The organism is Peptostreptococcus faecalis, assembly GCF_900240845.1.
In the GTDB taxonomy this organism is placed as follows: domain Bacteria; phylum Bacillota; class Clostridia; order Peptostreptococcales; family Peptostreptococcaceae; genus Peptostreptococcus; species Peptostreptococcus faecalis.
Genome location: NZ_OERU01000001.1, coordinates 666,562 through 681,146, shown reverse-complemented (window position 1 = coordinate 681,146; position 14,585 = coordinate 666,562). Strand labels below are relative to the sequence as shown.

The window sequence follows — 14,585 nt, the reverse complement described above, 5'->3', positions numbered from 1 at the left end:
ATATGGACTGCAATTTAGCAGTCCATATTAAAAAGTTTATAATCGAATTTTATTACGGTAGAATTTACTTTATTTTTAGCTCTTCTAGTAATTTATCATTTAATATCTTTATATGTGTTCCCTTCATTCCTAAAGATCTAGATTCTATTACTCCGGCACTTTCAAACTTTCTTAGAGCATTAACAATTACTGAACGTGTTATACCTACTTTATCAGCTATTTTACTTGCAACTAATAAACCTTCGTCTCCACCAAGTTCATTAAATATATGTTCGATAGCTTCTAGTTCAGAATAAGATAATGTTCCAATAGCCATTTGAATAACAGCTTTCTTTCTCATTTCTTCTTCCATTTCTTCGCTTATCGCTCTCATTATTTCAAGCCCAATTACAGTTGCCGAATATTCTGCCACAACTATATCATCATCAGTGTATGGCTTATCAGGTCTAGTGATTATTAAAGTTCCTAGTCTTTCACCACTACCTAAAATAGGTACAACTGTAGTAAATTTATTAAGTCTTTCCTGTTCGTGAGGGAATATTTTAAGTATTTCTTCACCTGATATGTTTTCTCTTGTTTCATAAATTCTCAATATGTTATCTGTATATTCTTGTGGGAACATAGCTGCATCATTTTCTTCATCCATTAGAAGCGAGCTATCTTCAGGATTTTCTAAGTGATACCCCAATACTTTTCCACGTGTTCTTACAACATAAACATTTGATGCTAGGACACCGCCTAGTACATTTGAAAACTGGGCAAATGAAACAGATGTCCCCGCCGCAGATTGTAGAGTTTTATTTATATGCCTAGTTTTTGATAATAAATTTGAATCCATTTTTTTGCCTCCCTTTTATTAAGTTATTATTCTTTCCTGAAAATTCTGAATTGTAATAAAATATACACTTTTCTAATAATAACATACAAGGAAAGATTACCACAACTATATTTTTTTTTCAAGGTTTTTTTCATAATTTTTTTAATTTTCTAAATTATTTCTATTTCAAAAAAACTATTCTTCTTTTTATTTACCACTTTTTTCATTAGTTACGCAATTTTTTTCAGAACAGACACTTTTTGTTTCTTTTTTTGTGACTTTTTCTACCATATATGAACCACATTCCTTACATGTTTCCCCTGTTGGTTTTTTCCATTCAACAAAATCGCACTCTGGATAATTACTGCATCCATAAAAAATTCTTCCGTTTTTTTGTTTTCTAACTATTACATCCCCATCATGACATTTTGGACATTTTACTCCAATTTTTGTAACTATTGGTTTTGTAGTTTTACATTCTGGATAATTCTTACAAGCCATAAATTTACCAAATCTACCATGCTTTATGACCATATTTTCACCGCAAGTTTCACAGATTTCATCTGTTTCAATATCCATATTAATTTTTTCTATGTTCTCTATAGCCTCTTTTATTGATGACTCCAATGGTTTATATGCTTCTGAAACTGCCTGTTTCCAAGGAAATTTACCTTCTGCTATCAAATCGAGTTTACTTTCCATCAAAGCAGTAAAATCAACATCAGTCAGCATTTCAAAATTCTCTTCTAATATTTCAGTTACAACTTTACCAAGTTCAGTAGGCTTTAAAGATGCACCATCTTTTTCTACATATTCTCTCGCTAAAATTGTTCCAATTGTAGGAGCATAAGTAGACGGTCTACCTATTCCCAATTCTTCAAGAGTCTTTACTAAACTAGCTTCAGTATATCTAGCTGGTGGTTGCGTAAAGTGCTGAACTGGATTTATATTTTCAACTAAGAATGAATCCCCTACTTCTATACTAGGTAGTAGTTTATCTTCTCTATCAGAAAAATTATATACCTTAGTATATCCATCAAATATTCTTTTAGATCCTGTAGCTTTAAAAGTATAATTATCTATGCTAGCTTCTATAGTCAAGTTTTCGTAAATTGCATCTGACATTTGACTTGCTATAAAACGCCTCCAAATCAAGTTATACAATTTATACTGATCTTTTGTAAGTGAATCTTTAATACTATCTGGAGTTCTAGATGATGAAGTGGGTCTAACAGCCTCATGAGCATCTTGTGATCCTTTTGAAGTCTTTTCTTTCTTTTTCACTGAAGATTTTGGATAGTATTCATCACCATACGACTCAAGTATAAAATCTTTTGCTGCAAATTTAGCTTCATCAGATATTCTCTTAGAATCTGTTCTAATATATGAAATCAAACCTTCAGTTCCTTCTCCAGAAATATTGATTCCTTCGTATAATTCTTGTGCTATCTTCATAGTCTTCTTTGTAGTAAATCCCAATCTATTTGCAGCTTCCTGTTGCATATTAGATGTTGTAAAGGGTTTTACCGGGGATCTCTTTCTAGTTTTAACGTCAATTTTATCTGCTTTTATTTTCTTATTTTTTATTTTTTCAACTATTTCATTTACTTGATTTTCATCTTTCAGATCAATCTTCTTACCATTTTCTCCAAAAAAAGAAAAGTCTATATCTCCATCGTTCGTCTTCGAAATTAAATTCAACGTCCAATACTCTTGCGGAACAAATGCTTCAATTTCATCTTCTCTATCACATATTATTTTTGTTGTAACAGATTGAACTCTACCTGCGCTCAGACCTCTTCTTATTTTTTGCCATAATATAGGACTTATTTGATATCCGAGTAATCTATCTAAAACTCGTCTTGCCTGCTGCGCATCTACTAAATCATGATTGATTTTTCTAGGATGTTTAATAGCCTTTTTAATCGTGTCTTTTGTTATTTCATTAAATTCTATTCTACAGTCTGAATCTTCATCTATTCCTAAAATATACGAAAGATGCCAAGAAATTGCCTCTCCTTCTCTGTCGGGGTCAGTTGCTAGGAATACTTTGGTAGCTTTTTTTGCTTCCTTTTTTAAATCCTTTATTACATCGCCCTTACCCCTGATATTGATATATTCAGGTTCAAAGTTATTATCTATATCGACAGCTAGTCTGCTTTTAGGTAAATCTCTTATATGACCTATTGAAGCTTTGACTACGTAGTGACTTTTTCCAAGAAATTTTTCTATTGTTTTAGCTTTTGCTGGAGACTCCACTATTACTAAAGCCTTTGGCACAAAACAACACCTCCAATTACTTTGATGTATTGGGTGCATAGGTATTACTTCCAAGATCTAAAATTAGATCCATCATATTTAACTTACCAATATAGTAGATTACATCTTTAATTTCAAATCCACTTATTAATGATATTTGATCAATATTTAAGGCACCCTTTGACGATAATATCTTTAGAATCATGCCCTCTTCACTTAAAAGATTTATGTCCTTATTATCATCAAGGAATATATTATCACAACTACCTCCACTATTTCCAGTCTTTTTACAAAATTCGTTATTATTATTTTTATATATCTTTTCTTTTTGATAAAAATATTCACTAAATTCTTCTATTATATCATCAATATTTTGTACTGGTTTGGCACCTTGGTTTATTATGTTATTGCATCCTCTACTCATGCTAGAAAAAATACTGCCTGGAACTGAGTACACATTTCTATTCTGCTGTAATGCACAATCCACCGTAATTAGAGCCCCACTTTTTTCTTCTGCTTCAGTTACTATTACTCCCTTGCTAATTCCACTTATTATTCTATTTCTCATTGCAAAATGGTATGGCTGGGTTATCTTATCTATTCCGTGCTCAGATATCACAACGCCACCTTTCTCAACGATTTCATTCACTAACTTTATATTACTTTTTGGATATATCTTATCAATTGCAGTGCCAAGGACGGCAATTGTTGGTGTTCCCTCTTCCATACAGTGTATATGAGCAAGCGAATCTACTCCTTTTGCCATACCACTTATAATTACTACTCCTTTTGAAGCTAAACTCTTTGAAAAAATTCTCGTTGCATGTCTTCCATATTCAGTTACCTTCCTTGAGCCAACTATTGCTATTATCATCTCGCTTTTTAAAGTTTCAATATTGCCTATATAATATAGTATATAAGGAGGATCATATATCATCTTTAACAATTCTGGATACTCTTTATCTTCTATTGTTATGTATTTTATGCATCTATCTTTCATCTCTTTTTTTAAATTATTTATACTTTCTTGGCAAAAAAAATTATTTCTGATTTTGGTAATTGTTCTTTTTTCTAAATCTAAATCTCCCTTTATTTTATTTGCTATATTTACTGATTCTTGTTCTTTATAATTCGAGTATTTATTTCTGATTTTTTTCATTTCAATAGGTGTTATTTCTGCCACTAAGTTTGCCCATATATAAAAATCTTTGTTCATTTTTTTACCTCATAAAATATTTATAATATGCCTTTCTAAAAGAAAAAGCTTCTATTATATTTCTTTCAGAAATTTCTTCATTCCCGTCCATATCAGCTATAGTTCTAGCAACCTTTAATAATCTTGAATAGCTTCTATTGCTGAGCTTATATTTGTCATAAATCAATCTTATTGCTTGCTCTCCTTCTTTAGTCATTTTACAATATTGAAAAATCAAATCTGATTTCATTTGAGAATTTGTATATATATTATTTCCTTTAAATCTAATTTTTTGTATGTTTCTTGCATTTTCGACTTCAGATAAAATATTTTCTGATGCTTCCTCTTCTTTTTTATTTCCTTCAATTTCCGAATATTTGACTTCACCAATCTCACAAAATAAATCTATTCTATCTAATATAGGCCCTGATATTTTCTTTCTATATCTTTCTATATCTGTTTCTCTACACACACATGTTTTGCTGCTGTTATAATACCCACAGGGACATGGATTCATTGTAGCTACCATCATAAATTCAGAAGGATATGTGATATTTCTATTTAATCTTGAAACATTTATAAAACCATCTTCCATAGGTTGCCTTAGACTGTCTAATATATCTTTTTTAAATTCCGCTACTTCATCTAAAAATAAAACTCCTTTATGTGCTAGAGTAATCTCTCCCAATGTAGCCTTTGCTCCTCCTCCAATCATAGATATCTTTGTTGTAGTATGGTGAGGTTGTCTAAATGGTCTTTCTTTTATAAGCCCCTTTTCATAATTCAACTTACCTATAACGCTATATATTTTAGTAATTTGAATGCTTTCTTCATCATTTAACTCTGGTAATATCCCCTTTATTGCCTTTGCTATCATAGTTTTACCCGTTCCTGGAGGCCCTATTAACAGCAAGTTATGACCTCCTGCTGCTGCAATCTTAGCAGATCTTTTAGCATAGTTATTTCCTTTTATATATTTAAAATCATCATCTATAATAGATTTACCTTTTTCAATTCCACTATCATGTTGTTTTTTTATAGATATTTTTAATTTTTTTATATCTTTTAATTTACTTACTCTTTTAAGAATTTCTTCTTTTGCTTTTTCTCGATTTAAATTTAAAATCTTTATACAATCTTTAACAGAAGTTACTGGAATCACTTCTATGTTTTTTATATTAGAGCATTCTAAGTAATTTATTTCAGGAACAAACATCCTCTTAATACCTAGCTCTGATAAAGACATTGCTATAGATAGTATTCCTTTCATATTTTTTATATTACCTTCAAGTGATAATTCTCCTAAAAATGCACTACTAGCTAAATATTCATCGTCTTTTTTTATATGGCTTCTAAGGATCCCTATGCATATGCCTAAATCTAAGTACGATGCATCTTTTTTCAAATCAGCAGGAGATAAATTAACTACTATTCTATTTAGTGGAAATTCAAATCCGCTATTAATAATAGATGAGCGCACTCTTTCTTTTGATTCTCGAACTTCAGCGCCCGCAAGTCCAACTATTGTAAAATATGGCATTCCTTTTGATATGTCTATTTCAATATCTATTAAAATTCCACTTACGCCTTCAATAATCCCAGACATAACTCTACTTACCAAAGCTACACCTCCCTATTTATAATGAATATGCATTTTTAATATGCCTTATCTTTTTTTCATTAAAATATACTTCAAATACATCAAACCTTATTTTTTGACTGCTATAACCTAGAACAGAAAAAAATTGTCTAGCAACGTTTATAATTTTATTCCTTTTTTTTAAATCAACTGATTCACAAGGCATTCCATATGAATTACTTCTTCTCGTTTTTACTTCTCCAAAAACAACTATATCTCCATCTCGAAAAATAACATCTATTTCCCCGTTTCTTGTCCTAAAATTTCTCTTTATTATGCTACAACCAATTTTATCTATATATATAGCAACTGCATCTTCTCCTATTTTTCCTATATCATGAGAATTCATATTTACACCTCCGAATGTTCAACTGATAAAATATAATTATTAACTATATGATAGTAGACATTTATAATTAATAATTAACCAAATAAAAAAGAACCTGTATCAATTTTTGATATAGGTTCTTTTTTATTTGGTTAATTTTATCTCATTTTTTCTGGAAGTATCTCAATCCAATATCCATCTGGATCTGCTATAAAATACACTCCCATTGATTCATTATTGTATACAACTGCATTCATTTCGGTATGTTTCTTAAATGCTTCGTCGTAGTTTTCTGTTGTAAGTGCTAAATGAAACTCACATTCTCCTAGATTGTATGGCTCAGTTCTATCTCTCAACCAAGTCAATTCTAACGTGAAATCACTTTTTCCATCTCCTAAATAAACTAGCTTAAAGCTACCATCATCAGCCAACTTTTCCCTAACAGGGACAAGTCCCAAAGCATCTTTATAAAATTTTAAACTTTTTTCTAAATCCAATACATTAAAATTAAAATGTGCAAATTTCATAGTATATCCTTTCTATTTTTTATATATTATATTTTCTGTTATAGAATCTAAATTTTTACATCCTGTAAGTATCATTGATCCTTCTAATTCAGATTTTAATTTATCTAAATATAATTCTACCCCCTCTATCTCTCCTCCAAACGAAGCAGTTACGAAAGGTCTTCCAATTAAGCAGGCATCTGCACCTAGTGCAAGCATTTTTAAAACATCTACTCCGGTTCTTATTCCACCATCTACAAATACTTTGATTTTTTTATTTACAGCCTTTGCAATATCAGGTAAAACACTCGCTGTTCCTGGAGTATGGTCTTGTACTCTTCCACCATGGTTTGATACTACTATAGCATATACACCTGCTTCTACAGCTAATTTTGCTTCATCAGGTGTCATTATTCCCTTTAGTATGAATGGTAATTTTGTGCTTTTTACCAATTCTTCTATTTCTTTAATACTCTTAGCCTTTACTGGAGTTCCATGTATGTTTAAAGTGATTAGTCCACATGCATCTATATCAACACCTACAGCTTTTGCGCCTGCTTTTTCTGCGAGCTTTATCTTTTCAATTATATTTTTATTTTCCCACGGCTTTATAAATACAATTCCTCTTCCATCGTAATCTTTTATAACTTCTAAATTATCCATTAAAAATTGTGGTATAGCAGTATCTCCAACCATTGCATAAGTATTTTTATTTTTGCAACCTGCAATTACTGGTTGTATGTATTCTTTTTCACTCACCTGTCCGCCCATATTTAACGTAGTTCCTGTAATTGGAGCTGCCATAATTGGAATGTCTAACTTTTCTCCAAATAATTCAACTGAAGTATCTGGAGAATCAACATTATGTATTGTCCTCATATTTATTTTTATTTCATCAAGCGCTTTTACATTTTCAATAAAAGAATTTCCTGTACCTTTTCCACCCATTCCAGGAACTTCTCCACGACAGACATATCCATCACATACCTTGCATACACGGCATGAACCGTTAAATTTTTTTCTAGCAGAAGCTAATACCTCTTCGTAATTCATAGAACTACTCCCCCCTCGGTTATATATTTAAATTTTTCAAAAAACTATCGCGATGTATTGATGTTTTTCCAATCTTATTTAGCCCTTCATAGTGCTCTTTAGTTCCATAGCCTTTATTCGATGAAAACCCATATCCTGGAAATTCTTCTTCGTATTCACACATCATCTTATCTCTAGTTACTTTTGCAATAATACTTGCAGCTGCTATAGATATCGACTTTGAATCCCCTTTTATTATAGGAACCTGATCTATATCAATACCAGGTATTTTTACTGCATCATTTAATAATATTTCTGGCTTTTGTTTAAGATTTTCAATTGCCCTTTTCATAGCAATATATGTTGCATTTAAAATGTTATACTTATCAATTTCTCTATTATCAGCAATTCCTATTCCATAGTCGATTGCATTTTCCAAAATTTCAGAATAAATGCTCTCTCTTTTAGATGCTGACAATTTTTTAGAATCATCAATTCCAATTATTTCGGTACCTCTTTTTAGAATTACTACTGCTGCTACTACAGGACCCGCGAGAGGTCCTCTTCCTACCTCATCAACGCCTCCTATATACATAAATCCATTTTTATAAGCTTCTTCTTCATATAGATTGATTTTTTTCATACGCATTTTTTCGCTTTCTATATAATCCATCTTTTTTTGAAGTCTTTTAACTATATTTAAAATAGATTTTCTTTCATCTTTTTTTAATAATTCAATTAGTTCAGGATATTGACTACTTGGAATCTTTTCTAAAATCTCTTTTATTTTATTAATTTTCATGCTCAATATTTCGCTATCACTATACTTATGTATCATTATCTACTCCATTTTATGCACAGCTAATTTATAACTATCTTAAATAGCTTACTGCATTTATTATCTCACCGTTTTTAATATATATTCTTTCAACTCTTCTACCAATTTTACACATTACCTCATGTGATATTGTATCACATTCTATGGCAACATCATCTACTGATACGTTTTCATCCCCGAATATTGTCACATCATCATCTATATTAACATCTAAATCCATAGGAACTCTAACCATAGTTTGATCCATACATATTCTTCCAACAACAGGGCACTTCACACCTTTAATATAAACATATGGATTTTTTCTTCCTCTCAAGAATCCGTCTGTATATCCAATTGCTATTGTTGCTATTTTTTCTACAACTGTAGTAAAATATGTTCTTCCGTAACTAATAGAAGTCCCAGGCTGAACAATTTTTACATTTGTAACCTTTGCTTTAAATACCATTACTGGTTTTAAATCTATTGTATGCTTTACTTCATCAGAAGGATATACTCCATATTGTATTATTCCAGGTCTTACCATATTATATCGCTCTTCTTCATCCAATATTTCAGCACTATTGGAACAATGTCTATATTTAGGTAAAATATTCAATTTTTCTAGCTCTCCTAAAACATCCGAAAATCTACTCATTTGAAGATTTTCAAATTCCTTATTTTCAGCATCTGCTGTAGCAAAATGTGTATATATACCTTCTACAGTTATATTTTCTAGCTCCCCAATTTTTTTAATTTCTTGAGCTATATCTTCAATATTATCATTTGATACTACATATCCTAGCCTTGACATACCTGTATCTAACTTTATATGAACTTTTGCGTCCATACCTAAAGATTTAGCCTTTTCACTAATTTCTTTTGCGAATTCATAATCAAATATTGTCATTGATACATTTTGTTTTATAGACTCTTCAACTGCTATTGGAGAAGTATATCCTAAATTTAAAATAGGTAATTTTATTCCATTGTTTCTTAATTCCAAAGCCTCTTTGACTCTAGCAACCGCTAAATAATCCGCACCATATTCTTCATATATTCTAGATAATTCTACAGCTCCGTGTCCATAAGCATTAGACTTAACAACCATACATATTTTAGTTCCTTCTGGAAGCCTTTTTTTTATACCCTTGAAATTATATTCAAGATTATCCAAATTTATTTCAATCCAATTTGATGTTTTAATTAATTTTTCCATTTTTTACCTCCAAAAAATTATTTTTTTAAACTAAAATATAGTTCTAATTATAATTATATTTTTTATTATAAATAAAGTCAATTAATTAAATTTTTATTAATTGCTATAAAACACAGTATTCGCTTTATAAATAAAGTCATATTATTAGATTATTCAAAAAAAAAGTCCACTAATTAAAGTGAGCTTTCTTTTAAATATATAATTGATAAACAAATTATTTTTCTAAGTTTTCAGAAATATTGCTTGGTTTTTCCAAAGTTATATTTCCTATTTTGCCTTCTCTAAATTCGTTTAAAACTGTAAGGGCAATTCTTGTATAATCTAATTCATTTTTACCTACTAAAAAACCTCTTTTTTTACCTATTGCTTCCATAGTATCTATTGGCTGAGGTCCTACTTCATCTATTTTATACCTCTTAATTAAATCTTCTGGTGCTAAATCACTTATTCTTTCTATTAATTTTAAACCAAGTGTTTCAATATCCAATATTTCATCTTTTATAGCCCTAGTAAATGCAAGATTTACCGCCACTTCCTGATTATCAAATTTAGGCCACAATATTCCTGGTGTATCTAAAAGTTCCATGTCTCCTTTTATCTTCACCCATTGTTTTCCTTTTGTTATTCCTGGTCTATCTCCAGTTTGAGTGCTTTTTTTACCTGAAAGCTTATTTATTAAAGAAGACTTTCCAACATTAGGAACTCCTACTATCATTATTCTTATTGCTCTAGCCTTTCTTCCCTTTTGTATAAACTTTTCCATAGTTTCTTTACTGACTTCTCTACACTCAGAAATAACTTTATTTATTCCATTTCCATTCATTGCATTTATTGGAATTGCTTTTATACCAAGATTTAGATAATACTGTACCCATTCATCTAAATCTTCTTTTTTACATAAATCTGATTTGTTTAACAATACTATTCTAGGCTTCGAGCCTACTAATTTATCAATATCTGGATTTTTACTACTCAAAGGAATTCGCGCATCTAATAACTCTATTACTACATCAACAAGTTTCAAGTTATTTTGCACTAGTTCTTTTGTTTTTTTCATATGCCCTGGATACCAGTTTATATTTAAATTATCATTACTCAAATAATCGTCATTATAACTCACTTCGTCACTTCCTTTCTTTTTTAATTTATCCATATAAATAACTTCAAAATCAAAAAAATCAATTCTTTTTATAAAAAAGGATGTCCTTGAAGACATCCTTTTTTATAATATGGTGCTTATAGGTATATTTATCTCTTACCCTTAGCTTCTTTAATCTTGGCAGCTTTACCAACTCTATCTCTAAGATAGTTGATCTTAGCTCTTCTAACTTTACCAAATCTCTTAACTTCAATCTTGTCAACTTTTGGTGAATGAACTGGGAAAGTTCTTTCAACACCTACTCCGAAAGATATCTTTCTAACAGTAAATGTTTCTCTTATTCCTCCACCTTGTCTTTTGATTACTACACCTTCGAATACCTGGATTCTTTCTCTCTTACCTTCGATAATCTTAACGTGTACTCTTACTGTGTCCCCTGGTCCAAAATTTGGGACTTCATTCTTTACTTGTTCAGCTTCAATAGCTTTAATTAATTCGTTCATTTCTTCCTCCTAAATCATAGACGTACATAAATACTTGACCTTTGTAAAAGAGGTACGCCCGTACTAAATAACTTCTCTAGTATACACTTATATTGCTGCTATGTCAAGTGTTTTAAATGATTTTAATATGATAATTCTTCTTTAAAAAACCGTTTTTTTTCTTTACAATATAACTCATCTAGTGTATAATAAGGACTAATATAAACATTTGCTTCCGCGCATTAATGTTTTTTTTTTATAATAAATTGTGTTTATTATTTTATATCAATAAGGTAGAAAATGTTTATAATTTTTTTGTATTGAAAGAGGTGTAGAAATGGGAATTTACGAAGAACTTGTCGCACGTGGATTAATCGCACAAGTTACAGACGAAGAAGAAATTAAAGAACTATTAAACGAAGGGAAGGCTACTTTTTATATCGGTTTCGACCCTACTGCTGACTCACTTCATGTAGGTCACTTTATGGCACTTTGCCTTATGAAAAGACTTCAGGAAGCTGGAAATACGCCAGTGGTACTTGTTGGTGGAGGAACTGGTTATGTAGGAGATCCATCAGGTCGTACAGATATGCGTAATATGATGACTCCTGAAACAATACAGCACAACTGTGAAAAGTTTAAAGTTCAAATGTCCAGATTTATCGAATTTGGAGAAGGAAAAGCCATAATGGTAAATAATGCAGATTGGCTACTAGACTTAAATTATGTAGAAATGCTAAGAGAGGTTGGACCTTATTTTTCAGTAAATAATATGCTAAGAGCTGAATGCTACAAACAAAGATATGAAAAAGGCCTATCTTTCCTTGAATTTAACTACATGATAATGCAATCATACGACTTCTATCACCTATACAAAAACTATAATTGTAATATGCAGTTTGGCGGAAATGATCAATGGTCAAATATGTTAGGAGGAACTGAACTAATTAGAAAAAAATTAGGTAAAGATGCCTACGCAATGACTATCACACTACTTCTTAACTCAGAAGGAAATAAAATGGGTAAAACAGCAAATGGTGCAGTTTGGCTAGATCCAAATAAAACTTCTCCTTTTGAATTTTACCAATACTGGAGAAATATAGCAGACGATGATGTTTTAAAGTGTATTAAGATGCTGACTTTTATTCCGTTAGATGAAATAGAAAAAATGAGTACTTGGCAAGGAGCTGAGTTAAATAAAGCTAAAGAAATACTAGCATTAGAGCTGACTACATTAGTTCACGGTTCAGAAAATGCAGAAAAGGCAAGAGAAGCCTCACTAGCATTATTTTCTGACGGAGCAGATGATTCTAATATACCAACAGCTCAGATCGATTCTGATAAATTAGTTGATGGAAAAATTGACGTTATTAGCCTTATGGTTGAATCTGGTTTAACTCCTTCAAGAAGTGAAGCTAGAAGGGTAATACAACAAGGTGGACTATATATTGACAACGAAAACATTAACGACCTTTCACTTGAAATTACTGGCGAATCACTTAAAGATGGAATAGTAATCAGAAAAGGAAAGAAAACATACTTGAAGGTAACTTCAAAATAATAACATTCGAATATAACTTAAAATAAATAGTGCTTGGCTAATATTAGCCAAGCACTATTTATTTTCTTTATATTTTTTCCATAAATCTGGTCTTCTAATTTTCGTAAGTTTTTCTGATTTTTCTATACGCCACTTTTCTACGTTTTTATGATGCCCCGATAAAATAACCTCTGGTACTTCTCTATCTTCAAATACTCTAGGTCTAGTATACTGAGGATATTCCAAAAGATTATTTTCAAAAGTTTCATCTTCAAAGCTTTCTGTTTTATTTAAAACACCGGGAATCAATCTTGATATAGAGTCGATAAGTACAAGTGCAGGCAACTCTCCTCCAGTTAGTACATAGTCACCTATAGATATTTCATCTGTGACTATCATATCAATTATTCTCTCATCTATTCCTTCATAATGGCCACATAACAATATAATATCTTCACTTAAAGACAACTCTTTAGCTTTTGATTGATTAAAAACACTTCCTTTAGGCGATAAATATATAACCCTTGGGTCTTTTATATTATTTTTTTCGATAATATGCTTATATGTTGAGTAGATTGGTTGAGGTGTCATTACCATACCTGCTCCACCTCCATAAGGATAGTCATCTACTTTTTTATGCTTGTTTTCTGTAAAATCTCTTATATTATACACATCTACTTCAAGTATTCCATTTTCAATTGCTCTTTTCATTATACTCTCTCCTAAATATGACTTTATAATATCCGGAAAGAGTGTCATTACACTAACTCTCATTAGTCTAACAACCCTGGAATTGGTTTTACTATTATTAAGTTTTTATCTTTATCAATTACAGGAACAATACTATATGTCGCTGGAATTAAATATTCCTTAGAGCTTTCAGATTTTACAACGTAAACATCATTTGCAGAATACTGCAAAACATCTACCAAAGTTCCTATTTTTTCTCCAGATTCAGTTTCTACACTCATCCCTAACATATCCGATATAAACATTTCATCTTCATCTAATTCATAGCTTTGACCTCTATCAACATATATGAATTTTTGTATAAATCCTTGAACAGACTCTATCGTATCAAATCCTTTCATTTTTATCGTCGCCATATTGCCGCTTATGATATTAGATTTTTCAACATAATACTTTGTATCTCTGTCCTCTCCTATGTAAAAACAATCCAACTCTCTAAATCGATCCATATTATCTGTATGTGAATAGATTTTTAGCTCGCCCTTTAAGCCTCTTGTTTTTACTATTTTTCCAATCCTAAAATATTCCAGTTTTTTTTCCATTTTATTCCTTTCTGTATATGTAAATTCTTTTTTTATATAGATTATAAATTTTTTACTATTATTAATATATTTCTTCACTATAAATTTACCATAAATAAGAGGATTAGGCAAAGCCTAATCCTCAACTATTTCTAAACTTACATTTACTTTATTCTTGTTAGAAACTGATTTTAATACTGTTCTTATAGATTTTGCTATTCTACCTTTTTTACCGATAACTTTTCCCATTTCTGTATCAGCTACTTTGAGTTTAAGCAAAATATCTTTACCATCGACAATCTCTTCTACTTCAACTTTGTCTGGATGGTCAACAAGAGCTTTAGCTATACCCTCTACTAGGTCCTTCATATCATCATCTCC

General features: G+C 30.6%; 15 protein-coding genes. 1 reads left to right on the top strand and 14 read right to left on the bottom strand.

Annotation, left to right across the window (positions count from 1 at the left end):
- Positions 1-64: 64 nt before the first annotated feature.
- The 11 genes from codY to rplS all read right to left on the bottom strand — a co-directional run bounded on the left by codY (position 65) and on the right by rplS (position 11,414).
- The gene (gene codY / locus C0982_RS03170; RefSeq protein WP_101772768.1) at positions 65-838 is read right to left on the bottom strand and encodes a GTP-sensing pleiotropic transcriptional regulator CodY; all 774 of its coding nucleotides are present in this window, start codon (positions 836-838) and stop codon (positions 65-67) included.
- Between the two features lie 186 nt (positions 839-1,024).
- A complete protein-coding gene (gene topA, locus C0982_RS03165; RefSeq protein WP_101772767.1) occupies positions 1,025-3,097 on the bottom strand; it encodes a type I DNA topoisomerase in 2,073 nt (690 codons plus the stop codon).
- Positions 3,098-3,113: 16 nt separating this feature from the next.
- Positions 3,114-4,292 (bottom strand): DNA-processing protein DprA, encoded by a 1,179-nt coding sequence (dprA, locus tag C0982_RS03160; RefSeq protein ID WP_101772766.1) that lies wholly within the window; start codon positions 4,290-4,292, stop codon positions 3,114-3,116.
- Positions 4,293-4,296: 4 nt separating this feature from the next.
- A complete protein-coding gene (locus tag C0982_RS03155) occupies positions 4,297-5,892 on the bottom strand; it encodes a YifB family Mg chelatase-like AAA ATPase (protein WP_101772765.1) in 1,596 nt (531 codons plus the stop codon).
- 16 nt (positions 5,893-5,908) lie between these two features.
- Positions 5,909-6,259, bottom strand: a complete 351-nt coding sequence (locus C0982_RS03150; RefSeq protein ID WP_101772764.1) for a YraN family protein — start codon at positions 6,257-6,259, stop codon at positions 5,909-5,911.
- 137 nt (positions 6,260-6,396) lie between these two features.
- Positions 6,397-6,765: a VOC family protein gene (locus C0982_RS03145; protein WP_101772763.1), complete on the bottom strand. Its 369-nt coding sequence runs from the start codon at positions 6,763-6,765 to the stop codon at positions 6,397-6,399.
- 12 nt (positions 6,766-6,777) lie between these two features.
- Positions 6,778-7,797 (bottom strand): alpha-hydroxy-acid oxidizing protein, encoded by a 1,020-nt coding sequence (locus C0982_RS03140; RefSeq protein WP_101772762.1) that lies wholly within the window; start codon positions 7,795-7,797, stop codon positions 6,778-6,780.
- A gap of 19 nt (positions 7,798-7,816) precedes the next feature.
- Entirely contained in the window at positions 7,817-8,614 is a 798-nt protein-coding gene (locus C0982_RS03135; protein WP_242961483.1) for a ribonuclease HII, read from the bottom strand.
- A 34-nt stretch (positions 8,615-8,648) separates the two neighbouring features.
- Complete coding sequence (alr, locus tag C0982_RS03130) at positions 8,649-9,812, bottom strand: alanine racemase (protein WP_101772761.1); 1,164 nt, start codon at positions 9,810-9,812, stop codon at positions 8,649-8,651.
- A 214-nt stretch (positions 9,813-10,026) separates the two neighbouring features.
- Positions 10,027-10,965, bottom strand: coding sequence for a ribosome biogenesis GTPase YlqF (gene ylqF / locus C0982_RS03125; RefSeq protein WP_180946850.1), 939 nt, complete (start codon positions 10,963-10,965; stop codon positions 10,027-10,029).
- A 95-nt stretch (positions 10,966-11,060) separates the two neighbouring features.
- On the bottom strand, positions 11,061-11,414 hold the full coding sequence (gene rplS / locus C0982_RS03120; RefSeq protein WP_101772760.1) for a 50S ribosomal protein L19: 354 nt from the start codon (positions 11,412-11,414) through the stop codon (positions 11,061-11,063).
- A 316-nt stretch (positions 11,415-11,730) separates the two neighbouring features.
- Here rplS and tyrS point away from each other — a divergent pair, with 316 nt between their 5' ends.
- The gene (tyrS, locus tag C0982_RS03115) at positions 11,731-12,954 is read left to right on the top strand and encodes a tyrosine--tRNA ligase (protein ID WP_101772759.1); all 1,224 of its coding nucleotides are present in this window, start codon (positions 11,731-11,733) and stop codon (positions 12,952-12,954) included.
- A gap of 54 nt (positions 12,955-13,008) precedes the next feature.
- Here the strand turns inward: tyrS and trmD are convergent, their stop codons facing one another.
- From trmD to C0982_RS03100, 3 genes are all read right to left on the bottom strand, one after another.
- Positions 13,009-13,707 carry a tRNA (guanosine(37)-N1)-methyltransferase TrmD gene (trmD, locus tag C0982_RS03110; protein ID WP_101772758.1) on the bottom strand — a complete coding sequence of 233 codons (699 nt, stop codon included), beginning with the start codon at positions 13,705-13,707 and terminating at the stop codon, positions 13,009-13,011.
- The gene (gene rimM / locus C0982_RS03105; RefSeq protein WP_101773210.1) at positions 13,707-14,225 is read right to left on the bottom strand and encodes a ribosome maturation factor RimM; all 519 of its coding nucleotides are present in this window, start codon (positions 14,223-14,225) and stop codon (positions 13,707-13,709) included. Before rimM ends, trmD begins: the two co-directional genes overlap by 1 nt.
- A gap of 114 nt (positions 14,226-14,339) precedes the next feature.
- Positions 14,340-14,573, bottom strand: coding sequence for a KH domain-containing protein (locus tag C0982_RS03100; protein ID WP_101772757.1), 234 nt, complete (start codon positions 14,571-14,573; stop codon positions 14,340-14,342).
- Positions 14,574-14,585: the final 12 nt, after the last annotated feature.

Excerpts from the sequence above, each read along its gene's own strand:
- codY (WP_101772768.1), bottom strand. The coding sequence starts at position 838 with ATGGATTCAAATTTATTATCAAAAACTAGGCATATAAATAAAACTCTA.
- dprA (WP_101772766.1), bottom strand. The coding sequence starts at position 4,292 with ATGAACAAAGATTTTTATATATGGGCAAACTTAGTGGCAGAAATAACA.
- C0982_RS03150 (WP_101772764.1), bottom strand. The coding sequence starts at position 6,259 with ATGAATTCTCATGATATAGGAAAAATAGGAGAAGATGCAGTTGCTATA.
- C0982_RS03145 (WP_101772763.1), bottom strand. The coding sequence starts at position 6,765 with ATGAAATTTGCACATTTTAATTTTAATGTATTGGATTTAGAAAAAAGT.
- C0982_RS03140 (WP_101772762.1), bottom strand. The coding sequence starts at position 7,797 with ATGAATTACGAAGAGGTATTAGCTTCTGCTAGAAAAAAATTTAACGGT.
- C0982_RS03135 (WP_242961483.1), bottom strand. The coding sequence starts at position 8,614 with ATGATACATAAGTATAGTGATAGCGAAATATTGAGCATGAAAATTAAT.
- alr (WP_101772761.1), bottom strand. The coding sequence starts at position 9,812 with ATGGAAAAATTAATTAAAACATCAAATTGGATTGAAATAAATTTGGAT.
- ylqF (WP_180946850.1), bottom strand. The coding sequence starts at position 10,965 with ATGGATAAATTAAAAAAGAAAGGAAGTGACGAAGTGAGTTATAATGAC.
- rplS (WP_101772760.1), bottom strand. The coding sequence starts at position 11,414 with ATGAACGAATTAATTAAAGCTATTGAAGCTGAACAAGTAAAGAATGAA.
- tyrS (WP_101772759.1), top strand. The coding sequence starts at position 11,731 with ATGGGAATTTACGAAGAACTTGTCGCACGTGGATTAATCGCACAAGTT.
- trmD (WP_101772758.1), bottom strand. The coding sequence starts at position 13,707 with ATGAGAGTTAGTGTAATGACACTCTTTCCGGATATTATAAAGTCATAT.
- rimM (WP_101773210.1), bottom strand. The coding sequence starts at position 14,225 with ATGGAAAAAAAACTGGAATATTTTAGGATTGGAAAAATAGTAAAAACA.
- C0982_RS03100 (WP_101772757.1), bottom strand. The coding sequence starts at position 14,573 with ATGAAGGACCTAGTAGAGGGTATAGCTAAAGCTCTTGTTGACCATCCA.